The sequence below is a fragment of the Enterobacteriaceae endosymbiont of Donacia thalassina genome (assembly GCF_012568245.1).
Taxonomy (GTDB): Bacteria; Pseudomonadota; Gammaproteobacteria; order Enterobacterales; family Enterobacteriaceae.
Genome location: NZ_CP046188.1, coordinates 275730 through 299396, shown reverse-complemented (window position 1 = coordinate 299396; position 23667 = coordinate 275730). Strand labels below are relative to the sequence as shown.

The 23667-nt window shown below is 18.9% G+C and carries 23 protein-coding genes and 2 tRNA genes; 17 read left to right on the top strand and 8 right to left on the bottom strand.

The features are described from left to right. Window positions 1-53 precede the first annotated feature (53 nt). From leuS to GJU02_RS01435, 8 genes are all read left to right on the top strand, one after another. The gene (leuS, locus tag GJU02_RS01470) at window positions 54-2606 is read left to right on the top strand and encodes a leucine--tRNA ligase (RefSeq protein ID WP_168919320.1); all 2553 of its coding nucleotides are present in this window, start codon (window positions 54-56) and stop codon (window positions 2604-2606) included. Window positions 2607-2668: 62 nt separating this feature from the next. Further along, a complete protein-coding gene (holA, locus tag GJU02_RS01465; RefSeq protein WP_168919319.1) occupies window positions 2669-3688 on the top strand; it encodes a DNA polymerase III subunit delta in 1020 nt (339 codons plus the stop codon). Between the two features lie 33 nt (window positions 3689-3721). Then, entirely contained in the window at window positions 3722-5599 is a 1878-nt protein-coding gene (mrdA, locus tag GJU02_RS01460) for a penicillin-binding protein 2 (protein WP_168919318.1), read from the top strand. Between the two features lie 24 nt (window positions 5600-5623). Continuing rightward, entirely contained in the window at window positions 5624-6727 is a 1104-nt protein-coding gene (gene rodA / locus GJU02_RS01455) for a rod shape-determining protein RodA (protein WP_168919317.1), read from the top strand. Window positions 6728-6773: 46 nt separating this feature from the next. Continuing rightward, on the top strand, window positions 6774-7868 hold the full coding sequence (gene serC, locus GJU02_RS01450) for a 3-phosphoserine/phosphohydroxythreonine transaminase (protein WP_425482343.1): 1095 nt from the start codon (window positions 6774-6776) through the stop codon (window positions 7866-7868). A gap of 40 nt (window positions 7869-7908) precedes the next feature. Continuing rightward, entirely contained in the window at window positions 7909-9201 is a 1293-nt protein-coding gene (gene aroA / locus GJU02_RS01445) for a 3-phosphoshikimate 1-carboxyvinyltransferase (RefSeq protein WP_168919315.1), read from the top strand. 276 nt (window positions 9202-9477) lie between these two features. Next, complete coding sequence (rpsA, locus tag GJU02_RS01440) at window positions 9478-11136, top strand: 30S ribosomal protein S1 (protein WP_168919314.1); 1659 nt, start codon at window positions 9478-9480, stop codon at window positions 11134-11136. 59 nt (window positions 11137-11195) lie between these two features. Next, window positions 11196-11846 carry an MBL fold metallo-hydrolase gene (locus GJU02_RS01435; RefSeq protein ID WP_168919313.1) on the top strand — a complete coding sequence of 217 codons (651 nt, stop codon included), beginning with the start codon at window positions 11196-11198 and terminating at the stop codon, window positions 11844-11846. Window positions 11847-11915: 69 nt separating this feature from the next. On the opposite strand, the gene GJU02_RS01430 is transcribed toward GJU02_RS01435, so the two are convergent. The 4 genes from GJU02_RS01430 to rmuC form a co-directional block, all read right to left on the bottom strand. Continuing rightward, on the bottom strand, window positions 11916-13121 hold the full coding sequence (locus GJU02_RS01430) for a porin (RefSeq protein WP_168919312.1): 1206 nt from the start codon (window positions 13119-13121) through the stop codon (window positions 11916-11918). Between the two features lie 87 nt (window positions 13122-13208). Next, a complete protein-coding gene (asnS, locus tag GJU02_RS01425; RefSeq protein ID WP_168919311.1) occupies window positions 13209-14609 on the bottom strand; it encodes an asparagine--tRNA ligase in 1401 nt (466 codons plus the stop codon). Window positions 14610-14935: 326 nt separating this feature from the next. Further along, on the bottom strand, window positions 14936-15058 hold the full coding sequence (locus GJU02_RS02280; RefSeq protein WP_281349767.1) for a hypothetical protein: 123 nt from the start codon (window positions 15056-15058) through the stop codon (window positions 14936-14938). Between the two features lie 396 nt (window positions 15059-15454). Further along, the gene (rmuC, locus tag GJU02_RS01420) at window positions 15455-16795 is read right to left on the bottom strand and encodes a DNA recombination protein RmuC (protein WP_168919310.1); all 1341 of its coding nucleotides are present in this window, start codon (window positions 16793-16795) and stop codon (window positions 15455-15457) included. 145 nt (window positions 16796-16940) lie between these two features. On the opposite strand from rmuC, the gene GJU02_RS01415 reads away from it, so the two are divergent. Further along, window positions 16941-17014, top strand: a tRNA-Ile gene (locus GJU02_RS01415). Between the two features lie 8 nt (window positions 17015-17022). Further along, a tRNA-Ala gene (locus tag GJU02_RS01410) sits at window positions 17023-17095 on the top strand. Between the two features lie 12 nt (window positions 17096-17107). Here the strand turns inward: GJU02_RS01410 and GJU02_RS01405 are convergent. After that, the gene (locus GJU02_RS01405; RefSeq protein WP_168919309.1) at window positions 17108-17350 is read right to left on the bottom strand and encodes an oxidative damage protection protein; all 243 of its coding nucleotides are present in this window, start codon (window positions 17348-17350) and stop codon (window positions 17108-17110) included. Window positions 17351-17433: 83 nt separating this feature from the next. Here GJU02_RS01405 and trmB point away from each other — a divergent pair, with 83 nt between their 5' ends. Continuing rightward, a complete protein-coding gene (gene trmB, locus GJU02_RS01400; protein WP_168919308.1) occupies window positions 17434-18129 on the top strand; it encodes a tRNA (guanosine(46)-N7)-methyltransferase TrmB in 696 nt (231 codons plus the stop codon). Here trmB and hemW read toward each other — a convergent pair. From hemW to ruvX, 3 genes are all read right to left on the bottom strand, one after another. Beyond that, on the bottom strand, window positions 18122-19270 hold the full coding sequence (gene hemW, locus GJU02_RS01395) for a radical SAM family heme chaperone HemW (protein WP_168919307.1): 1149 nt from the start codon (window positions 19268-19270) through the stop codon (window positions 18122-18124). The genes trmB and hemW overlap by 8 nt on opposite strands. A gap of 9 nt (window positions 19271-19279) precedes the next feature. Further along, complete coding sequence (locus GJU02_RS01390) at window positions 19280-19840, bottom strand: hypothetical protein (protein WP_168919306.1); 561 nt, start codon at window positions 19838-19840, stop codon at window positions 19280-19282. Between the two features lie 67 nt (window positions 19841-19907). After that, window positions 19908-20342: a Holliday junction resolvase RuvX gene (gene ruvX, locus GJU02_RS01385; protein WP_168919305.1), complete on the bottom strand. Its 435-nt coding sequence runs from the start codon at window positions 20340-20342 to the stop codon at window positions 19908-19910. Between the two features lie 233 nt (window positions 20343-20575). On the opposite strand from ruvX, the gene rpsJ reads away from it, so the two are divergent. Genes rpsJ through rpsS form a run of 6 tightly spaced genes read left to right on the top strand, consistent with a single transcriptional unit; the run spans window position 20576 to window position 23667 of the window. Next, window positions 20576-20887, top strand: coding sequence for a 30S ribosomal protein S10 (rpsJ, locus tag GJU02_RS01380; RefSeq protein WP_168821827.1), 312 nt, complete (start codon window positions 20576-20578; stop codon window positions 20885-20887). A 48-nt stretch (window positions 20888-20935) separates the two neighbouring features. Next, a complete protein-coding gene (gene rplC / locus GJU02_RS01375; protein WP_168919304.1) occupies window positions 20936-21577 on the top strand; it encodes a 50S ribosomal protein L3 in 642 nt (213 codons plus the stop codon). Between the two features lie 32 nt (window positions 21578-21609). Beyond that, window positions 21610-22215, top strand: coding sequence for a 50S ribosomal protein L4 (rplD, locus tag GJU02_RS01370; RefSeq protein WP_168919303.1), 606 nt, complete (start codon window positions 21610-21612; stop codon window positions 22213-22215). After that, a complete protein-coding gene (gene rplW / locus GJU02_RS01365) occupies window positions 22212-22523 on the top strand; it encodes a 50S ribosomal protein L23 (protein WP_168919302.1) in 312 nt (103 codons plus the stop codon). Before rplD ends, rplW begins: the two co-directional genes overlap by 4 nt. A gap of 11 nt (window positions 22524-22534) precedes the next feature. Further along, window positions 22535-23356 carry a 50S ribosomal protein L2 gene (gene rplB, locus GJU02_RS01360; RefSeq protein WP_168919301.1) on the top strand — a complete coding sequence of 274 codons (822 nt, stop codon included), beginning with the start codon at window positions 22535-22537 and terminating at the stop codon, window positions 23354-23356. Between the two features lie 23 nt (window positions 23357-23379). After that, window positions 23380-23667 (top strand): 30S ribosomal protein S19, encoded by a 288-nt coding sequence (gene rpsS, locus GJU02_RS01355; RefSeq protein WP_168919300.1) that lies wholly within the window; start codon window positions 23380-23382, stop codon window positions 23665-23667.

Below are 23667 nucleotides of genomic sequence, written 5' to 3'. Positions count from 1 at the left end.
TATAATTTTAAATTAATAAAATATTGAATAATATATTCAGGAATTTTTTTTATATGAAAAAAAAATATTTTCCTAAAGAAATAGAATTTTATGTACAAAAAAAATGGGAGTTGAAAAAAACTTTTAAAGTAATTGAAAATTATAATAAAAAAAAATTTTATTGTCTTTCAATGTTACCTTATCCATCAGGAAAATTACATATGGGACATGTACGTAATTATACGATAGGAGATGTTATTGCAAGATATCAACGTATGTTAGGTAAGAATGTTTTACATCCTATAGGATGGGATGCTTTTGGTTTACCTGCAGAAATTGCTGCTCATAATCATAAGATTTCTCCTAATATATGGACTAAAAATAATATTCGATATATGAGAAAACAATTAAAATTATTAGGATTTAGTTTTGATTGGGATAGAGAGATTACAACATGTGATTCTAGTTATTATCGTTGGGAACAATGGTTTTTTATAAAATTATATAATTTAGGTTTAGCATATAAGAAAAATGATATAGTAAATTGGTGTTCTATAGATAAAACTATATTAGCTAATGAACAAGTAATTAATAAATGTTGTTGGAGATGTAATAGTATTGTTAAAAAAAAATTAGTTAAACAATGGTTTTTAAAAATTACTAATTATGCAGAGGAACTACTTAATGATTTAAAAAAATTACACAGTTGGCCTAAAAAAGTAATAAATATGCAAAAAAATTGGATAGGTAAAATAGAAGGAGTAAAAATTATTTTTCAAATTTATAATACTAATTATAAATTTAATATATTTATAGAAAAAAAATATTATTATATTATTAATAATATTGTTTTTATAAAAATTTTGTATAATCATCCAATACTTAAAAATTTTATAAAGAATGAAAAAATTAAAAATTTTATTAATAAATATTCATCTTTATCTATTTTAGATAGATATGAATTTTCACAAAAAAAAATAGAATCTTTAAATAGTAATTTATTTGCATATAATATTTTTTTAAAAAAAAAAATACCAATAATAATTGTAAATTATTTATCTAATTTTAATAAAATTAAAGCTACTATTGGTATACCTCATTATAATCAAGAAGATAATATTTTGACACAAAAATATAATATATTATTTTTATCACAAAATATAAAATTAAATATATTTAATAATATTAAAGATAATAATAAATTATTTATTAATAATTTAATTTTAGAAAAAAATGCATCTTATAAAAGATATTATAATTTAAAAGATTGGAGTATTTCAAGACAAAGAATATGGGGCACACCTATTCCTATAATTATACAAAAAAATGGAAAATTTATACCATTACAAAATCAAAATTTACCTTTTATTTTTCCAAAGAAATTGTTTAGTAAAAATATAAATGAAAATTATAATAAAAAAATAAAAAATAATTTAAAATGGTTCAATTATAATCATAATGGAATAAAAGGACAATTAGAAACGGATACATTTGATACTTTTATCGAATCTTCATGGTATTATGCAAGATATACTTGTCCTAATGAAATAAATCATATGTTAAATAAAAAAAAAGCTAACTATTGGTTACCTGTAGATCAATATATTGGAGGAATAGAACATGCAACTATGCATTTAATATATTTTCGTTTTTTTCATAAACTAATGAGAGATATAGGATTATTAAATATTGATGAACCAGTAAAAAAATTATTATGTCAAGGAATGGTATTAGCTAATGCTTACTATTATAAAGATAAAGAAAAAAAATATCATTGGGTAAATGAAAAAAACATTATTTTTGATAAGAAAAAAAATATTATTTTAGACAATGAAGGAAGAAAATTAATTAATCATGGTATGATTAAAATGTCTAAATCTAAGAATAATGGTATTAATCCTCAAAATATTATTGAAAAATATGGAGCAGATTCTTTACGTCTTTTTATAATGTTTGCAGCACCTCCAACTATGGATTTAGAATGGAAGGAAACAGGAATCAAAGGAATGTATAGATTTTTAAAAAAAATATGGAGATTTGTTTATGAATATAAAAATTTATCTTATAATTATCAAAAAAATAAAAAAGAAAAATTATCTATTTTTTATAATAAAAATCAATTACTCATACAGGATTTTATAAATAAAACTATTATTAAAGTTACAAATAATTTTGAAAAAAATCAATCTTTTAATACAGCAATATCATCAATTATGATATTATTTAATCAAATTAAAAAATATAAAATATATAATGATATTGATCATATGATTATTTATAATGGTTTATTAATTATATTAAAAATGCTTTATCCTTTTGCTCCACATATTTCTTTTGTATTATGGAAACATATGGGAAAAAAAAATGATATAGATTATGAATCATGGCCTCTAATTATAGATATTAATACTAAAAAAATAAATAATACATTTAATGTTATTATACAAATAGATGGAAAAAAGAAATATAATTTTTCTATTCCGGAAAAATATAAAAATAAACATAATGATATTAAAAAATATATATTATCACATAATAAAATATCTAATTTTTTAATAAATCTGAAAATTATAAAAACAATATATATTCCACAAAAAATATTTAATATAGTAACAAAAAAAAAATAACAACAATAATTATAATTTTAATTAATATAAAATTTATATAAAAAATAAATTTTAATAAAAAAATGAACCAAATATTATCTTTAGATTTTGATAAAAATATATATAATAAAAAATTTTATTGCTACCTTATAGGTGGAGATGAAATATTTTTTATTAAACAAAAAATAGTTTTATTATTTAAAAAATTATTACAACTAAATTATATAAAAAATAATCTTATAATTATAGATAATAATACTATTTGGGAAAATATTTTTCTTAAGTTTATTATAACTGATTTTTTTTGTAAAAAACAAATAATACATTTAATTTTTTTAAATAAAAATATTTTTTTTAAATTTAAAAAAAATATTTTTAATTTGATTAAATATACAAATATTAATAATATTCTAATTATAGAAATTCATGATTATATAAATTTATATATTGAAAAAATTATTAAGAATCTTATAGAAAATAAAAATATATTATTTTATAAATTTAATAAATTAAATAATATGCAACTTATTAAATGGATTTATTTTCGTTTTAAAAAATTAAATTTATTTATAAATAAAAATATTTGTAATATATTACAAAATTTTTATTCAAAAAATTTAATTTTCTTAAATCAAGTTATAAAAGATATATATATACACAAAAAAAATAATAAATCATTAAATGAATTTTTTTTTAAAAATTATTTTAATAATTTTTTATTTATTAAAGATAAAAACTTAATAACTTCTATTTTAGAAGGTAATACTCAAAATAGTTTAATAATAATTAAAAACATGAAAAATACTAAACAAAATATTTTTTTAATTTTTAATAAATTACAAAAAAATATTTTTTTAATTTTACAAATATATAGAAATTTAAAAAAATATTCTTTAAATTTTATATTTAAAAAATTTTTAATATCTTCATTAAAACAAATTTATTTTAAAAAAATATTAAAAAGAATTAATAATAATAAATTATTTTTAATTGTTAAATTATTGTTAGAAATTGAAATAAATATTAAAAGTTTTTTAATAAAAAATTATACAGAAAAATATTTTTGGATTGATTTAGAAAGATTAATTTTATTAATTTCATAAAAGATATTAAATAATATAGGTATAAATATAATAATGAATATAAAATATAATTTTTTAAAAAATTATACAATAAAATCAAAAATTTTTTTACAAAGAACGAAATTATTAATTAAAATATCTTCAATATTATTATTTATTTTAATACTTAATTTATATTATTTACAAATAAAATCTTATAGAAAATATAAATTACAATCTGAGCGTAATTATGCAGGTTTTTTTTTTTTAAAACCCAATAGAGGATTAATATATGATAGAAATGGTATAATTTTAGCTAAAAATAAAAGTTTTTATCATATTCAAATTAAACCTAATAATACTAATGCATTTTTTAGAAATATTATATTTTTACAAAAATTATTAAAATTAAAAATTAATAAGTTTAATTTAATAAATTTAATAAAACTAAAAATAAAAAATCATCCATCAAAACTAATAATTTTAAAAATAGATTTGAATAATATTCAAGTATCAAAATTTTTAGTTAATAAATATAAATTTCCTAACATGTCTTTAAAAATTTATCAAAAACGTTTTTATCCGCAAGGAAATTTATTTGCTCATGTAATAGGTTATATTAATTTTAGTAAAAATAAAAAAAAAATTATTTTTAAAAAAAAAAAATTAGTAAAAAATTATATTGATAAATCCTCAATAGGAATAAGTGGTATCGAAAAATATTACCAAAAAAAAATATATGGCACAACTGGTTATCGAAAAATTGCTATAAATAATAAAGGATTTTATAAATATGATATTTGTACACAAGAAGCATATACAGGAAGTGATATTTATTTAACAATTGATTACAATTTACAAAAATATATTTTTTCATTAATGAAAGATAAAAAAGGTGCTGTAATTATTAGTGATCCTAGAAACGGAGAAATTCTAGCTATGGTTTCTACACCTAGTTTTAATCCTAATTTATTTATTGATAATAATGAAAAAAATAATTTAAATTTTTTATTAAAAAGTAATAATGATAATCCTTTAATTAACCGTGTTATTCAAGGTATTTATCCCCCTGCTTCTACAATTAAACCATATATTGCTTTAGCAGCATTAAATTTAAATTTAATAAATGAATATACAATATTATTTGATCCAGGATGGTGGAAAATTCCTAAATTTAATCAAATTTATAAAGATTGGAAAAAAAATGGTCATGGATATTTAAACATTAATAAAGCAATAAAAGAATCATCTGATTCTTTTTTTTATCATTTAGCCTATAATATAGGAATTAACAAAATTCATAAATGGATGAATAAATTTGGTTATGGAAAATTAACAAATATTGATCTTTTTAATGAAAAATTAGGTAATCTTCCTACAAAACAATGGAAATTAAAAAATATAGAAACTCCTTGGTATATAGGAGATACTATTTCAGTAGGTATAGGGCAAAGTTATTGGAATGCAACTCCGATACAAATACATAATGCATTAACTATATTAATTAATAATGGCATTAGTAAACCTCTACATCTTTATAAAAAAGAAAAATTAAATAATATTTTTAAATATTATTTACACACAAAATATAAAAAAGTAGTAAATCTTCCTGAAAAATATTGGAACATAGTAAAAAAAGGTATGTATGATGTAGTAAATAAAAAACACGGTACTTTATACAAATATTTTTTTGATGTAAAAAAATATCAAGTTGCAGCTAAAACAGGAACAGCTCAAGTTTTTAATTTAAAAAATATAAAAAAATATAATATTAATACAATAGAAAAAAAATTAAGAGATCATAAGCTTATAATAGCTTTTGCTCCTTTTAAAAACCCTAAAATAGCTATTACTATTATTATAGAAAATAATGATAAAAATATATTAATTGGAAATATTACAAGAAAAATTTTAAATTATATTTTTAAAAATGCAGAAAAATTTTTAATATAAAATATTTAATTATGTGATTTTATTATGAAAAAAAAAAACTTAAATTATTTCATTAATTCTATATTACATATAGATTTAATATTATTATTATTAATTATATTAATTTTGATAATTAGTTTACTTACAACTTGGAGTTCAATAGGTATACAAAATAATATTTTTTTAAAAAATAAAATAATACAAATTTGTATAGGTTTTATAATTATGTTAATAGCCGCACAAATTCCTCCCGATATTTATGAAAAATATTCTTTTTTATTTTATTTTTTTTCTATTTGTCTATTAATTGCAGTAAAATTTATGGGTTGTACTACAAAAGGAGCTCAAAGATGGTTACATATTAATTTTATTAAATTTCAACCATCTGAAATAGCTAAAATTTCTGTTCCTTTAATTATAGCTCATATTATTAATAAAGTTGATTATTATATTGATACAAGAACATTTTTAAAAACTATAATTTTAATATTAATACCTACTATATTAGTTGCTAAACAACCAGATTTAGGTACTGCAATATTAATTGGTTTATCTGGTTCTATTATATTATTTTTGGCTGGGTTATCTTGGAAAAGAATTATAAATAGTATTATTTTATTTATAATATTTATCCCCTTTGCATGGGTTTTTTTATTACATGATTATCAAAGAGAAAGAATGTTAATGTTATTAAAAATAAATTACGATTTATTAGGTAAAGGATACCATCTTTTTCAATCTAAAATAGCAATTGGTTCTGGTGGTTTATTTGGTAAAGGTTGGAGGCATGGAACACAAGCACAATTAAATTTTTTACCAGAAAAACATACTGATTTTATCTTTTCTGTGTTTGCAGAAGAATTTGGTTTTATAGGAGTATTACTTCTTATTACTTTATATATATTATTAATAGGAAGAAGTTTATTTTTATCATTAAAATGTCATAATATTTTTAATAAAATTATAATTAGTGGTATTACATTAATGTTTTTTTTATGTACTTTTATTAATATAAGTATGGTAAGTGGTTTATTACCTATTGTTGGTATTCCTTTACCTTTGATAAGTTATGGTGGTTCATCTCTTGTCGTTATTATGGCTAATTTTGGTATTATAATGTCCATGTATACACATAATAATACAATATAATAAAAAATTATAATTTAAAATTATTTAAATAGGATTAATTATGAACATAAAAAAAATATTTAATTTTAGTCCTGGACCAGCGTCATTACCTTATGAAGTATTAAAAAAAGCTCAAAATGAATTAATAAATTGGAATAATTTAAATGTTTCTGTTATGGAAATTAGTCATCGTAGTAAAGATTTTACTAATTTAGTAAAAAATATAAAAAAAGATTTACGTGAATTAATGAATATACCTTTACAATATGAAATATTATTTTGTCAAGGAGGTGCTCGAACACAATTTTCAGCTATACCAATGAATTTATTATATTATAATGAAACAGCTGATTATGTAAATATTGGTCATTGGTCTAATAAAGCAATAGAAGAATCTAAAAAATACTGTAAACCTAATATTATTAATCCAGTAAAAAAAGAAAATGGGATATATTATATAAAAAAAATGAAATATTGGAATTTTGGTAACAATTCAAAATATATACATTATTGTCCTAATGAAACAATAGAAGGTATTGCAATAAATGAAGAACCTAAACTTAAAAATAAAATTATTATTGCAGATTTATCATCTTCTATTCTGGCAAAAGAAATTAATATAAAAAATTATGGAATGATATATGCAAGTGCACAAAAAAATATTGGTTCTGCGGGATTAACTATTTTAATTATAAGAAAAGATTTAATTTTAAATAATTATAAAAAAAGAAAAGAATTACCTTCAGTATTAGATTATCAAATTATATCTAAACATAATTCAATGTTTAATACACCTCCTACTTTTTCTTTATATTTATCAGGATTAGTTTTAAAATGGTTAAAAAAAAAAGGAGGTATAAAATATATTAGTAAAATAAATAAACAAAAAGCAGAATTATTATATTCTACTATTGATAAAAGTGAATTTTATATAAATAATATTAAATATTACAATAGATCTATAACAAATATTGTTTTTCATTTAAAAAATCCTGAAAAAGAAAATTTATTTTTACAAAAATCAAGAGAAAATGGATTATATTATCTTAAAGGACATAAAATAATTGGGGGAATTAGAGCATCTATATATAATGCAATGCCTCTTGAAGGAATTAAAAAATTAATAAATTTTATGAATGATTTTGAAAAAATATACTCATAAATGTTATGATAATTTTAAAATTTAATTTAAATAATATATTATGAAAAATATTTTAATTCTTCAATCTATTAATAAAATTCAAGGATCTATATCTTTACCTGGATCTAAAAGTATCTCTAATAGAGTACTTTTATTATCAGCTTTAGCTAAAGGTACTACTAAATTAATAAATTTACCTAGTAGTGATGATATTAATCATATGTTAAATGCATTAAAAATATTAGGTATTAAATTTATTTTATCAAATAATCAAAAAGAATGTTTAATTATAGGAAATAATGGAATTTTTACACCTAAAAAAAAATTAAAATTATTTCTTGGAAATGCAGGAACTGTAATTAGACCATTAACAGCTGTATTATCATTAAATGATAAATGTGATATTATTTTAACTGGTGAACCAAGAATGAAAGAAAGACCTATTAAACATCTTGTAGATTCTTTAAAAGAAGGAGGTGCAATTATAAAATATTTAGAAAAAAAAAATTTTCCACCTATAAATATAAAAGGAGGTTTTCAAGGTAATAATATTATTAAAATAGAAGGTTCTATCTCTAGTCAGTTTTTAACTTCATTATTAATTATAAGTCCTTTATTAAAACAAAATACTTTAATTAATATTACTAATAATTTAGTATCAAAACCATATATTGATATAACTATTAAATTAATGAAAGTTTTTGGTATTCATGTAGAAAATAATAATTATAAACAATTTAAAATTTCTGGCCAACAAAATTATATTTCTCCTGGAGAATATACTATAGAAGGAGATGCATCTTCTGCTTCATATTTTCTATCTGCAGCTGCAATTAAAGGAGGTACAGTTAAATTAAAAAATATAAATAAAAATAGTATTCAAGGTGATATAAAATATGTTAATATTTTACAAAAAATGGGCGCAATAATAAATTATAATAAAAATTATATTAGTTGTACAAAAAATACTTTAAAATCAATAAATATAGATTGTAATGATATTCCAGATATAGCTATGACTTTAGCTGTTACTAGTTTATTTGCAAAAGGTATTACAACTATAAAAAATATATATAATTGGAAAGTAAAAGAAACTGATCGTTTACAAGCAATGTCTGAAGAATTAAGAAAAACTGGTGCAAAAATTATTACAGGTAATGATTATATTATTATTTCACCTCCTAAATATATAAAAAAAGTTGTTATTGAAACATATAATGATCATCGTATGGCTATGTGTTTTTCATTATTATCATTATCTAATAATTCAGTAGGAATTATTAATCCTAATTGTACTAGTAAAACATATCCAAATTTTTTTAAAGAATTAAAAAAAATAAGTTTTTTTAATTAATTAAATTATAAACATCTATTCTAAAATAGAAAATTTACAAATTTTCAAATATTAAAATTAATACATGAATACTATAATATATATATGGTTGCAGAAAAAAAATATTAATGTTAACGTTATATGAATAATTATATCAAATATTATAAATACATAATTTATGTTTATAAATTATATTTAACTTTCTCTCATAAAAGGAATATATGAGTTTTTTAAAAAATAAGACTTAATATGATTTAAGTGGATATTTTTATTATAAATTATTTTAAAGTTACTAATATGAATGAATGCTTTGCAGAATTATTTGAAAAATCATTAAAAAATAAAATTATTAATTTAGGATCAATAATTTCTGGAACTATTATTTCTATTGAAAAAGATATTGTTTTAGTAGATGCTGGACTAAAATCAGAATCCTGTATTCCTATTTCACAATTTAAAAATTCTCAAGGTAATTTAGAAATTAAAGTAGGAGATACTGTAGATGTATCATTAGATTCAATAGAGGATGGTTTCGGTGAAACTATTTTATCTAGAGAAAAAGCTAAAAGACATGCATCTTGGTTAATTTTAGAACAAGCTAATATAAATAATAATAATATTAAAGGTATTATTACTGGTAAAGTAAAAGGGGGTTTTACTGTAGAACTTAATAGTATTAGAGCTTTTTTACCAGGATCTTTAGTTGATATTAGACCTATTAGAGATACTTCTCATTTAGAAGGTAAAGAATTAGATTTTAAAGTTATAAAATTAGATCAAAAAAGAAATAATGTTGTTGTATCTAGAAAAGCAGTTATAGAATTAGAAAATAGTGAAGAAAGGAATCATTTACTTAATACTATATATGAAGGTATGGAAATTACAGGATTAGTAAAAAATCTTACTGATTATGGAGCATTTGTTGATTTAGGTGGTGTTGATGGATTATTACATATTACTGATATGGCATGGAAAAGAGTAAAACATCCAAGTGAAATTGTTTCTATTGGAGAAGAAATTAAAATTAAAATATTAAAATTTGATAAAGATAAAACTCGTGTTTCATTAGGATTAAAACAATTAGGAGAAGATCCATGGAAATCAATATCTAAACGTTATCCTGAAAATAGTAAATTATTAGGACGTGTTACAAATTTAACAGATTATGGATGTTTTGTTGAAATTGAGGAAGGTGTAGAAGGATTAGTTCATGTATCAGAAATGGATTGGACAAATAAAAATATACATCCTACAAAAATTGTAAATGTAAATGATAAAGTTGAAGTTATGGTATTAGATATTGATGAAGAAAGAAGAAGAATTTCTTTAGGAATTAAACAATGTACTATTAATCCTTGGTTAGAATTTTCTAAAAATTATAAAAAAGGTGATCATGTTAAAGGTAAAATTAAATCAATAACAGATTTCGGTATTTTTATTGGTTTAACTGGAGGTATAGATGGGTTAGTTCATTTATCTGATTTATCATGGATAAATAATGGTGAAGATGAAGTATATAAATATAAAAAAGGTAATGATATTACAACTATAGTTTTACAAGTAGATTCAGAAAGAGAAAGAATTTCTTTAGGAATTAAACAATTAAAAGAGGACCCGTTAAACAAATATTTCAAAGAACAGAAGAAAAATAATCTAGTAACAGGTATGATTACTAAAATAGATAATAATCAAAATATTAAATTAAAATTTAATGATGGAATATTAGGTAATATTAAATTATCTGAATATAAAAATTATAAAATTGAAAATATTTTAAAGTACTTTAAAGTAGGACAAAATATAGAAGGAAAAATAAATAACATTGATCGTAAAACTAGAATTATTAATATAACTATTAATTTAAAAATTATAGAAGATAAAATTAAAGAAAAAAATAAAAAAAATAATTTTTCTAATGTAATGACAGAAGCTTTTAAAGCGGCGAAGTGTGAATAATAAATAAATTATAATATATTAAACTAATAATTTTAAAATTTTTATCTATGTAAATTTATATGAAATATATAATTATCCCTGTGACAAATTTTAATCAAAATTGTTATATAATATGGTGTAAAAAAACATTAAATGCTGCCTTAATTGATCCTGGAGGAGAATATGTTAAAATTTTAAATATTTTAAAAAAATATCAGTTAAAAATAATTAAAATATTAATCACTCATGGGCATTTAGATCATATTGGAAATGCCTATATTTTATCTAAAATTTTAAATATTCCTATATTAGGTCCACATAAAAAAGATAGTTTTTGGATAAAAAATATCCAATTACAAAATCAAATTTTTCAACTGCCACATTGTATATTTAGAAATAATATATGGTTAAAAAATAATCAAAATATTTATATAGGGGATATTATTTTACAAACATATCATTGTCCTGGGCATACTCCAGGTCATGTAGTTTTTTTTAATAAATCAAGTAATTTTTTAATATCAGGAGATACTATTTTTAAAAATAGTATAGGTAGAACAGATTTACCTAATAGTAATTTTAATCTTTTAATAACTTCTATAAAAAAAAAAATTATTCCTTTAGGGGGGAAAACAGTAATTTTACCTGGTCATGGAGAAAAAACTAATATTTATTATGAATTAATAAATAATCCCTTTCTTAAATTTATTAAAAAAACTAACTATTTCTAATATTTATTTTTTTATAAAATTCTTAAATTAAGAAATAGTTAGTTAATAAAAAGAGAAATATTTAAATATTTAAAAATTATAAATTAAACCTATACCAAAAATATTATCTGTAAAAATATCATTTGATTTTATATATCTATTGTTTTTATTTAATAAATTAATACGATAATCAAAATAAGCTGATAAATTTTTATTAAATTTATAAATTGTATTAATTGTTACATATTTTAAAAAACTTATATTTCCACCAGCATAATGATATCCAGCTGGAATATTATTCCCTTCTGATTGGATATATGAAATAGTAGCTTGTAAATTATCACTAAATTTATATTGTCCAATAATTTCTAAATTTTTAATTTTATTAGCAAAATAATAATTATTTCTATTTAAATATGTTAATGAATTTTTAGCTTCGCTAAAAACAGTTGCTAAATAAATATTGTTTTTTTCGTATTTAGCACCAATTGAAAAAGCATTAATATTATTATCGTTATTATTTGAATTTTTTATAAAAAAAACTTTTTTTAATTCGTCATTTTTATCAATTATTTTAGAAGAATTAAAATAAGAACCTGTAATACTTACTCCTGAGTTTCCTATTTTATACCTAATTGAAGCTCCCCATCCTTTTTTATTTTTTTCTTTTTCTAAGAAAATATCACGATCTCTATTATTTCTTTTATTATAAAAAACATCATTTTCATAATAAAAATGAGGACTTTTATATTGTAGAGAAATATCTAATCCTTTTATTAAACCAAAAAAATTTTTGTTTCTATATGTTAAAAGATTATTTGTTCTTCCAAACATAAATTTATCATTATAATTATACATTAAGTCATCTGTGAAAAAATTTTTCTTCTTAATGTAAGAAGTTGTATCATATAAAATTCCATAATTTCTTCCAAAATCTATAGAACTATTACCATGATTAAAATTTAATCCTATTAAACCTAAACGTACAGAAGGAAAAATATTTTTATCTATTTCAGATTGATTAATTGGTAAACTATATTCAAATTGAGCATAACCATAAACATCATTAAAAATATTAGTAGTTCCTTTTAAACCAAAAATCATATTTGATATAATATTTTCATATTTTTCTGGAATATTTTTTCTATTTTTAGAATATGCTTTTTTTATATTTAAAAATCCATATAAATCTATTTTTTGTCCATTTTTATTATAAATTTCACTTGCATTAGTAGTTGTAATACTACTAATTATTAATAAAAAAGGTATTAAAAATTTTAATATATTATATTTCATAATTTTTATCCTTATTAATCATTACTGTTTATTTATATTTTAAATAAAATTTATAAAAAAATAATTTTTTTATATTTATAGAAAATTTTAAAATTTTGCATTATAAGGAGTTCTAGGAAATGGAATTATATCTCTAATATTATATATTCCAGTAATATATGATATTAATCTTTCAAAACCTAAACCAAATCCAGAATGAGGAACAGTCCCATATTTTCTTAAATCACGATACCACCAATAATCATTTTTATGAAGTTTAAAATTTTTTAATCTTTCATCTAATATATCTATTCTGCTTTCTCGTTGTGAGCCTCCTACAATTTCTCCTATATCAGGTAATAAAACATCCATTGATGCTACAGTTTTTTTATCATTATTTAAATACATATAAAATGCTTTAATATTTTTAGGATAATTATATATTATTACTGCATTATTAAAATATTTATTTGTTAAATATTTTTCATGTTCTATTGAAAGATCTTCACCCCATCTAATTATATTAGAAAATTTTTCTTTACAATTTTTTAAAATATTTATAGCATCAGTATATTCAATTATATTAAACTTATTTAATAAAATTTTATTTATTTTATTAAATAAATCATTATCAATTTTTTTAGATAAAAAATAAATTTCTTTTTCATGAAAATTTAAAACATATTTAAAAATTTTTTTTAACATTTTTTCTATAAAATTAATAATATATTCTAAATTAGAAAATGCTATTTCTATTTCTAACATCCAGAATTCTGCTAAATGACGTTTAGTATTTGAATTTTCAGCTCTAAATGTAGGACCAAATGTATAAACTTTTGACATAGAACATGCATATGTTTCTAAATTTAATTGTCCAGAAACAGTTAAAAATGATTCTTTACCAAAAAAATCTTTTTTAAAAATATTTTTATTTTTTGTATACTGAATATTAGATAAATCTAAAGTAGACACTCTAAACATTTTTCCTGATCCTTCAGTGTCTAATGTAGTAATTAAAGGAGTATTAATCCAAAAAAAATTTTTTTTATGTAAAAAATTATGTATATATAAAGCTATATTATGTTTTATTCTTGTCACACAACTTATTATTTTTGTTCTAGATCTTAAATGAGATACTTCTCTTAAATATTTAAAACTATGTTTTTTAGAAGAAATAGGATATTTTCCAGGATTATTTACCCAGCCTATAATTTTTATTTTTAATGCATATATTTCATATTTTTGTAAATTTTTAGGTGAATATTTAAATATTCCTTTAATTTTTAAAGAACATCCACTAGTAATGTTTAATATTTCATCTTCATAATTACTTAATTTATTATTTGCAATAACTTGTATATCATATATACATGAACCATCATATAAATCAATAAAAGACATACCTAATTTAGAATGTCTTTTATTACGAACCCAACCTCCTATGGATATTTTACTATTAATTCTTGTTTTTCCAGTTATTAATTGAGATATACTAGAAATTAAACACATTATTATTTTTCTCTTAATTAGAATTTTAAAATTCTATGTTAGATTTAAAAATTAATATTTATTTTATTATAAAATAAATATTAATTTATCAAAATCATAATTTCAAATATTTTTATTTAAAATTAAAACATTAAATAAATTTTTTCTGTTTGAATATTTAAAGTTGAATATTTTTCTTTTTTTAAAAATATAATCTTTTTTAAAAAATTAGGTAATAATGAAGTTTTATTTCTATCCTTTAAATTTCTATATGTTTAATTATACATTTTTTTTAATAATAAAAATGGAGCATATGTTCCAATTAATAAATTTTCTTTATAAATTAATTAAATATCTTTTATAAAACTTGTTCTATATTTATTAGGAAAAAATAATTTTGTTAAACTAATTAATATATTCATATCTAAACATTTTTTTAATTCACATTTATTAACAGAAAAATAATGCATTATAATTTTATAAATTCTATGAACCCAAAATTTTAATATTTTAAAAAAAATATTAAAAGTATTACAACAATATAAATATATAAGAACAAAATAATGCAATATTAATTCAATTTTTGAATTAAAAACTAATAATTGTTTTTTAGAAGATAAATAATTTTATATTAATCTAAACCATATTGTCCTTTTACTACAAAATTTTTATATTTTATTAAAAATATTATTATTCCATAAATAAGCATAATAAAGATGTATAATCATACTCATTGTTAAAAAACAGTAATTTTTAATTACTTTATAAGTAATATTACCTTTATTTTTTTTAAATTGTTTATTTGTTAAATAAACACTTATATTAAATATAAGTATATTCTTTATAAATTTTATTTAAAAAATTTTTTAATTTTTGTTTATAAAATTTTTATTAATTTTATTTATTGTTTCTATCCCTAAATTACGAAAATTTTCAGCTTGAGAAATTATATTACCTTTTCCTTTAAATAATTTTTTAGTAGCTGAATTATAACTAATTTGTAATTTATTAAAATTTTTTTCAAAAATATATATATCTTCCACAAATAATCTAATTTTGTCATATAATTTTGAAGCTTTACTAGCAATAACTAAAGAATTTTTATTTTGTTTATCAAAACGCCATAAATTTTCAATAGTTCTTAATGAAATCATTAATGTTGTAGGACTAACTAACATAATATTTAACTTTAAAGCTTCATATAATAAAGAAGGTTTAAAATTTATTGCTAATGAAAAAGCAGATTCAATAGGAATAAACATTATAATATAATCTAATAATTTTAATTTAGACAAACATTGATATTTTTTATTACTTAGTATTCGTAAATGATTACGAATAGCTAATATATGATCATTTAATGCTTTTTTTTGTTGATTTTTATCATTAGTATTAAAATAGCGTTCATAGGCTATTAAAGTCATTTTAGAATCTATAATTACCTTTTTATCATAAGGTAAATTAATAATTACATCTGGTTGTATTTTTTCTTTGTTTTCTAGTTCAATTTTTTTTTGTGTTTCATATTCGTGTCCATTTCTTAATCCAGAAGATTCTAAAATTTTATTTAAAACTAATTCTCCCCAAATACCTTGGATTTTATTATTTCCCTTTAAAGCATTAGTAAGATTAATAGCTTCTTGAGAAATATTTATATTTAATTTTTTCAAATTTTGAATTTCATTAGTTAATATATTTCTTTCTAAAGATTCCTGATTTAAATTTTTCTGTAATTGTTCTTTTAAAGATTCTAATTTTATATTTAGAGGATAAATAATATTTTTTATATTTTGATTATTGTATTTATTTATTCTTTTTTCACTTTTTTCTAAAATTTGATTAGCTAAATTTTGAAATTCTGTATTTATATAATGATTATTATTAATAATTAATTTTTCTTTCTTATCAAAAAAAATAATAGTATTATTTAATTTGGTTTTAAGTTCCTCAACTTTTATCTTTAAATGTAATATTATTTTAATTTGATTAGATACTATTTTATTCAAAGATTTATTTTTTATTTTTATTTTTTGTAAAAATTCTATTTGTGCTATTTTTTTTATTAATTCAATTTCTAATTGTCTATTTTCTTTGATTTTTTTTATTAAATATTTTTCAGAAATTTGTTTTTTTTTTTTATAAAAAAAAAATATAATAATAAACAAGAATTGTACAAAAAAATAAATAAATTTTTTATAAAAAAACATTAAATATATTAACCTTTTAAAAAAATATTATTATGATTTCTTTTTATAAAAAAAGAAAGTTTATATTTTTAATATATATAATAATTATTATTGACATTTACATGAAAATATGAATTAATTAAAATATATTTAATATAGTATTATTAGGCTTGTAGCTCAGATGGTTAGAGCACACCCCTGATAAGGGTGAGGTCGGTGGTTCAAATCCACTCAAGCCTATATGTTTAGGGGCTATAGCTCAGTTGGTAGAGCATCTGCTTTGCACGCAGAGGGTCAGCGGTTCAATCCCGCTTAGCTCCATTTTATTAAAAATTAAATTTTATTATTTTTAAATAAAAAATTAATCATTTCTTTTTCTAAGAAAAAAATATCTTTTTTTTTTGTCATATTTAATTTTTTTTCATTAATTAATTTAGTTTGATATGTTAACCATTTCATCCATGCATTTTTAGATATATGATTATAGATTATATCTCCTATATGTCCTGGATATACTTTATAATTTAATTTTTCCATTCTACATTGTAGATAAACACAAAAAATTTTTTTTTGCATAAAATTTTCTTCTATATTTTATTTTATTAATATATTAATATATAATTAAATATTTCGAAAATTATTTACTGATTTTAAAAAATATGAATAATATAAAAAGTTTTGTTTGTCGTTATAGAAAATTAAAAAAATCTAAACAAATAATTTTTGACAAATATTTTAATATTTTTAATATTAATTATCAGAATAAGAATTTAAATTTTATAAATATTTTTAATAATAAATTATCAATAATTATTGATATTGGTTTTGGTTTAGATAATAATCTGATTAATTTTGCTATGAAAAATATACAATATAACTTTATTGGTATAGAAGTTTTTTTACCAGGGATTATAAAATATCTTTGTAAAATAAAAGAAAATAAAATTAAAAATTTAAAATTAATTTATTATGATGCTTTTTTAGTTTTAAAAAATATGATACCTGATTGTTCAATTAAAATAATTCAATTATATTTTCCTGATCCTTGGCAAAAAAACAAACATAAAAAAAGACGATTATTAAAAATAGATTTTTTAAAAATTATTTTTTTAAAATTAATAAATTACGGTATATTATATATAATTACTGATTGTGAAGATTATAAAAATAATATTATATCTGATATAAAAAATATTAATAATAAAAATTTTATAATTTTAAAATCTTATAAATATAAAAATATATATCAAAATATTAATTTATATTTAAGAAATAGTAAATTTTTTAATAAAGCAAAGAAAAAAAAAAAAAGTATATATTACATAGAATATAAAAAAATTATTTTATCTAAATAAAAATTTCTAATAAATTATTTAAATATAGATATCCTTTATTTGTTATAAATAAATAATCATTATTTTCTTTTAAATAATCTAATTTTATTCCTTCTTTAATTAAAGATTTAATTTTTATTAATTCTATACCAGTAGCTTTTTTAAATTCTTTTTTATAAATTTTTTTATATAATCTAAAACGATTTAAAAAAAATTCAAATATTATTTCTTTATATGAAACTGTTTTTATAGAATGAATAAAATTATTATTTATGTATTGTTTTATACTATTGTTTTTAACAATTCTAATAATTTTATTATTTAATAAAGTAATTTTACTATGTGAACCACAACCAATTCCTAAATAATTACCAAAATACCAATAATTTAAATTATGTTTACACATAAATTTTTTTTCTTTTACAAAAGAAGATATTTCATATTGAAAATATTTATGTTTAAAAAATATTTTTCTACCTTGTAAAAATATTTTCCATAATAAATCATCATTTAATAAATTTTTAGGTTTAAATTTTTCAAAAATTGTATTTTTTTCAATAGTTAATTGATACCATGAAATATGATTAGGTTTAAATAAAATTGCTTGATATAAATCATCATAAGCATTTTTTAATGATTGCCCAGGTATTCCATACATTATATCTAAATTAAAATTTGAAATTTTTCTTTTAATTAAAATATTAATAGCATTAATAGCTTCTGCAGAATTATGTAATCTTCCTAAAATTTTTAAATTTTTATTATTAAAACTTTGAACTCCAATAGAAAAACGATTAATACCACTATTTATATAACTTTTAATTTTTTTATCAGATATAGAAGATGGATTTATTTCAATAGTAATTTCGACTAATTTTAAAACATTTATTTTTTTTTTTATTTCATTTAAAAGAAAAAATATTAATTCTTCATCTAATAAACTTGGAGTACCTCCACCTAAAAAGATACTTTTAATATAAATTTTTTTTTTAACAAAAAATAAAGTTTTTTCTAAATCTAATAATAAACTTTTTATATATTGTTCATATATTTGTTTACTATTTTTTGTAAAAATAGTTGAATAAAAATCACAATAAGGACATTTTTTTAAACACCAAGGTATGTGAATATATAAACTATAATATTTATTAAAATAAGTCATATGATTTGTTTATATTAAAAACCAAAATTGAGAAAATAAATTCATAAATATATTATTCAAAAAATATAAAATTATATTAATAATAAACAAAAATATACTAATATTATCAATATTTAAAAAAAATAATTTTGTAATATTACCAATTTGATTTATAAATATATCTAAAAGATCATTAAAATTATTATTCTGAATACGAAAAATATTAGATATTAAATATATTGTAATTAACCAAAAAAATAAATATCCAAAAAACTTTAAAAAAGTTAATATACTTACAAATATGTATAAACCAAAAATACGAAAAAATAAATTTTTATCTTGAACTAAAATTAATAATGGATATTTAAAAAATAGTAAAATTAATATTATGATTTTTGATAATATTTCATTTCTATTTTTAATAAAAATAACCTTCTGAATATATTTTAAAAAAATATTTGTTAATGAAATAATAAATTTTACAAAAAAATTATAATAATTATTAACAGAAAAATAAATCCATAATCTTAATAAAAATATTAAGATCATAATTTCAATTAAATGTTTATACAAACATATCATTACTACCATATCATAATAACCTCAAATTACATAAAATATATTTTTATGAAATAATTTAAAATAATTAATAATTATTTTATTTATTATTTTCAAACCAACTTTGTAAAATAATGCATGCTGATAATGAATTAATATCACTTTTTTTTAATTTTTTCCAACCTCCTTTTGAAAATAAAATATACTTAGCTTCAATAGTACTCAACCTTTCATCATGAAATATTATTTCAATATTAAATTTTTTTTTTATATTAAAAGCAAATTTCTTAGCTAAGAAAGTAATATATTGATAACTACCATCCATTTGTAATGGTAATCCAATTATAATTTTTTTAGGTTCCCATTGAATAATTAAATTATTGAATTCATTCCAATTAATATCACCTGATTTTTTATTTTTAATAACTTTTAATTTATGAGCTATACGTATTAAACTTTGTCCGACAGCAACTCCTATATTTTTAGTTCCATAATCAAAAGCTAACAATGTTATATTATTATATTTTTTTGTCATGTTAAGTATATATAAAATATTTTAAAATAAAATATATTTTAAATAATTAAAATTTGAAATTATATTAATAATTACTATTATATAGTTTTTTAACTTTTATAAATTAAATATATTGCTTTATTTGTAGTTTATAAGTCATAATAATATGATTTTTATTTTTATAAAATAAAATAGGTCTCTCAATATATATATAGAGAGTTATTTAAATTTTAAAACAAAGAGGCTCTGGTCTAATGCAGAACCAAAGAATCCGTATTCGTCTAAAAGCTTTTGATCATCGTTTAATTGATCAATCAACAGCAGAAATTGTTGAAACAGCCAAACGTACTGGTGCTCAAGTTCGTGGTCCAATACCTTTGCCTACTCGCAAAGAAAAATTTACAATATTAATTTCACCACATGTTGATAAAGATGCCAGAGATCAATATGAAATTCGTACACATAAACGTTTAGTTGATATTATAGAACCAACAGAAAAAACTGTAGATGCTCTAATGAGATTAGATTTAGCTGCAGGTGTTGATGTTCAAATTAGTTTAGGTTAATAAAATCTATTATAATTTTTTAACATATAAACAGAGTATATATAATATATGATTGGATTAATAGGAAAAAAAATGGGTATGACTAGAATTTTTACTAAAGAAGGTATATCCATACCAATAACTGTTATACAGTTTGAAACTATTCGTATTACTCAAATTAAAACTATTTTAAATGATGGATATAATGCAATTCAAATGACAACAGGATTTAAAAAAACAAGTCGTATGAATAAAGCAGAAATAGGACATTTTGCTAAAGCAAAAACAGAAGCAGGATATATTTTATGGGAATATCGACTTAAAGATTATAATCAACAAAAATTTTATATAGGACAAAAAATAAATATTGATATTTTTAAACAAATAGTTATGGTAGATGTTACAGGCATATCAAAAGGAAAAGGATTTGCAGGAACTGTAAAAAAATGGAATTTTAAAACTCAAGATGCAAGTCATGGAAATTCTCTATCACATAGAGTTCCAGGATCTATTGGACAAAATCAAACTCCTGGAAAAGTCTTTAAAGGTAAAAAAATGGCTGGACAATTAGGTAATAAAAAAATTACTGTTCAGAATTTACATATAATTAAATTAGATATTATAAAAAATTTATTACTAATAAAAGGAGCAATTCCAGGATATACTGGTAGTAATGTTATTGTAAAACCAGCAATAAAAAATTTAATTTAATAGAAAATAAATATATTAACTAGGTATTTATAATGGAAATTATAACAGAAGATACTAAAGAAATAGTTATAGTTTCAGATATTATTTTTAATAGGAATTATAACAAAATATTAATACATCAATTAATAGAATCCTATAGAACAATAGGGAGACAAGGAAGTAAAGCACAAAAAACAAGAGGAGAAATAAAAGGATCAAACAAAAAACCATGGAAACAAAAAGGTACTGGAAAAGCCAGAGCAGGATCTTTAAAAAGTCCAATTTGGCGTTCTGGTGGAGTTACTTTTGCTGCAAAAAATAAAATATATAATAAAAAAATTAATAAAAAAATGTTTCGTAATGCATTAAAAAGTATTTTTTCAAAATTAATTAAAGAAAAAAGATTAATTTTAGTAAAAGAATTTACTATAAATAAACCAAAAACTAAATTATTAATTGAGAAATTAAAAAAATATTTAGTAAAAAAAATAATGATTATTACAACATTTATTGATAATAATTTATTATTAGCATCTCGTAATTTATATAATATAAAAATTAAAAATTCAATAAATATAAATCCTATTTATTTAATAAATGCTAATAAAATTATTATTACTGTTAATGCTATTAAACATATAGAAGAGATATTAAAATGATTTTAAAAGAACATGATTTTAAAATTATAAAAGGACCTCATATTTCTGAAAAATCTTCTTTTGTTGCAGAAAAAACAAATACTTTAATTATAAAAGTTTTAAAAAAAGCAACTAAAATAGATATAAAAAAAGTAATAAAAAAAATTTTTAATGTAAAAATTAAAAGTGTTAATACTTTAATTGTTAAAGGTAAAAAAAAAAAAAATAAGAAATATAATTATCAACGTAATAATTGGAAAAAAGCATATATAATTTTAGAAAAAAATCAAAAAATTGATTTTAATATAAATAAAATTTATAAGGATTAAATTTATAAAATATGACAATAAAAAAATATAACCCAACATCTCCTGGTAGACGTCATATGATTAAAATAATTAATCATTCTTTATATAAAGGTAGATCTCTTTCTTCTAATACAGAGAAGAAAAAAAAAACAGGGGGGAGAAACAATTATGGCCGTATTACAACACGTCATATTGGTGGAGGGCATAAAAAATTATATCGTATTATAGATTTTAAAAGAAATAAAGATAATATTCCTGCTATAGTAGAACGTATTGAATATGATCCTAATCGTTCTGCTCATATTGCTTTAATTAAATATAAAGATGGAGTAAGAAAATATATTCTATCTCCTAAAAATCTTAAAATTGGTGATATTGTAGAATCAGGAATAAATGTAAATATAAAAATTGGTAATACATTACCTTTAAATAATATTCCTGTTGGTACTATTTTACATAATGTTGAAATGAAACCAGGAAAAGGAGGACAAATAGCCAGATCTGCTGGTACATATGTTCAATTAATTGCAAAAGAAGGTTTATATATAACTTTAAGATTAAAATCAGGAGAAATCCGTAAAATTCAAGCTAACTGTCGAGCTACATTAGGAGAAATAGGAAATAATGAACATATGTTAAAATCTTTTGGAAAAGCAGGAGCAAAAAGATGGAAAGGAGTTAGACCAACAGTTAGAGGAACTGCGATGAATCCTATAGATCATCCTCACGGGGGGGGAGAAGGAAAAAATTTTGGGAAACATCCTGTAACTCCATGGGGTGTACAAACTAAAGGGAAAAAAACAAGAAAAAATAAAAGAACAGATAAATACATTATTAAACATCGTAATAAATAATATTAATTAAAGGTAATTAAAATATGCCTCGTTCTTTAAAAAAAGGTCCTTTTATTGATCAACATTTATTAAAAAAAGTGGAAAAATCAATAAAAACAAAAGATAAAAAACCATTACGTACTTGGTCTAGACGTTCTACTATTTTTCCTAATATGATTGGATTAACTATAGCAGTTCATAATGGTAGACAACATATTCCAATTTATATTTTGGATGAAATGGTTGGGCATAAGCTAGGAGAATTTGCTCCAACACGTACATATAGAGGACATACAGCAGATAAGAAAATTAAAAAAACTTTAAAAAAATAA

Bases quoted from the DNA above. Each gene is read 5' to 3' on its own strand.
- leuS (WP_168919320.1), top strand. From the start codon at position 54: ATGAAAAAAAAATATTTTCCTAAAGAAATAGAATTTTATGTACAAAAA.
- holA (WP_168919319.1), top strand. From the start codon at position 2,669: ATGAACCAAATATTATCTTTAGATTTTGATAAAAATATATATAATAAA.
- mrdA (WP_168919318.1), top strand. From the start codon at position 3,722: ATGAATATAAAATATAATTTTTTAAAAAATTATACAATAAAATCAAAA.
- rodA (WP_168919317.1), top strand. From the start codon at position 5,624: ATGAAAAAAAAAAACTTAAATTATTTCATTAATTCTATATTACATATA.
- aroA (WP_168919315.1), top strand. From the start codon at position 7,909: ATGAAAAATATTTTAATTCTTCAATCTATTAATAAAATTCAAGGATCT.
- rpsA (WP_168919314.1), top strand. From the start codon at position 9,478: ATGAATGAATGCTTTGCAGAATTATTTGAAAAATCATTAAAAAATAAA.
- GJU02_RS01435 (WP_168919313.1), top strand. From the start codon at position 11,196: ATGAAATATATAATTATCCCTGTGACAAATTTTAATCAAAATTGTTAT.
- GJU02_RS01430 (WP_168919312.1), bottom strand. From the start codon at position 13,121: ATGAAATATAATATATTAAAATTTTTAATACCTTTTTTATTAATAATT.
- asnS (WP_168919311.1), bottom strand. From the start codon at position 14,609: ATGTGTTTAATTTCTAGTATATCTCAATTAATAACTGGAAAAACAAGA.
- GJU02_RS02280 (WP_281349767.1), bottom strand. From the start codon at position 15,058: ATGCATTATTTTTCTGTTAATAAATGTGAATTAAAAAAATGTTTAGAT.
- rmuC (WP_168919310.1), bottom strand. From the start codon at position 16,795: ATGTTTTTTTATAAAAAATTTATTTATTTTTTTGTACAATTCTTGTTT.
- GJU02_RS01405 (WP_168919309.1), bottom strand. From the start codon at position 17,350: ATGCAAAAAAAAATTTTTTGTGTTTATCTACAATGTAGAATGGAAAAA.
- trmB (WP_168919308.1), top strand. From the start codon at position 17,434: ATGAATAATATAAAAAGTTTTGTTTGTCGTTATAGAAAATTAAAAAAA.
- hemW (WP_168919307.1), bottom strand. From the start codon at position 19,270: ATGACTTATTTTAATAAATATTATAGTTTATATATTCACATACCTTGG.
- GJU02_RS01390 (WP_168919306.1), bottom strand. From the start codon at position 19,840: ATGGTAGTAATGATATGTTTGTATAAACATTTAATTGAAATTATGATC.
- ruvX (WP_168919305.1), bottom strand. From the start codon at position 20,342: ATGACAAAAAAATATAATAATATAACATTGTTAGCTTTTGATTATGGA.
- rpsJ (WP_168821827.1), top strand. From the start codon at position 20,576: ATGCAGAACCAAAGAATCCGTATTCGTCTAAAAGCTTTTGATCATCGT.
- rplC (WP_168919304.1), top strand. From the start codon at position 20,936: ATGATTGGATTAATAGGAAAAAAAATGGGTATGACTAGAATTTTTACT.
- rplD (WP_168919303.1), top strand. From the start codon at position 21,610: ATGGAAATTATAACAGAAGATACTAAAGAAATAGTTATAGTTTCAGAT.
- rplW (WP_168919302.1), top strand. From the start codon at position 22,212: ATGATTTTAAAAGAACATGATTTTAAAATTATAAAAGGACCTCATATT.
- rplB (WP_168919301.1), top strand. From the start codon at position 22,535: ATGACAATAAAAAAATATAACCCAACATCTCCTGGTAGACGTCATATG.
- rpsS (WP_168919300.1), top strand. From the start codon at position 23,380: ATGCCTCGTTCTTTAAAAAAAGGTCCTTTTATTGATCAACATTTATTA.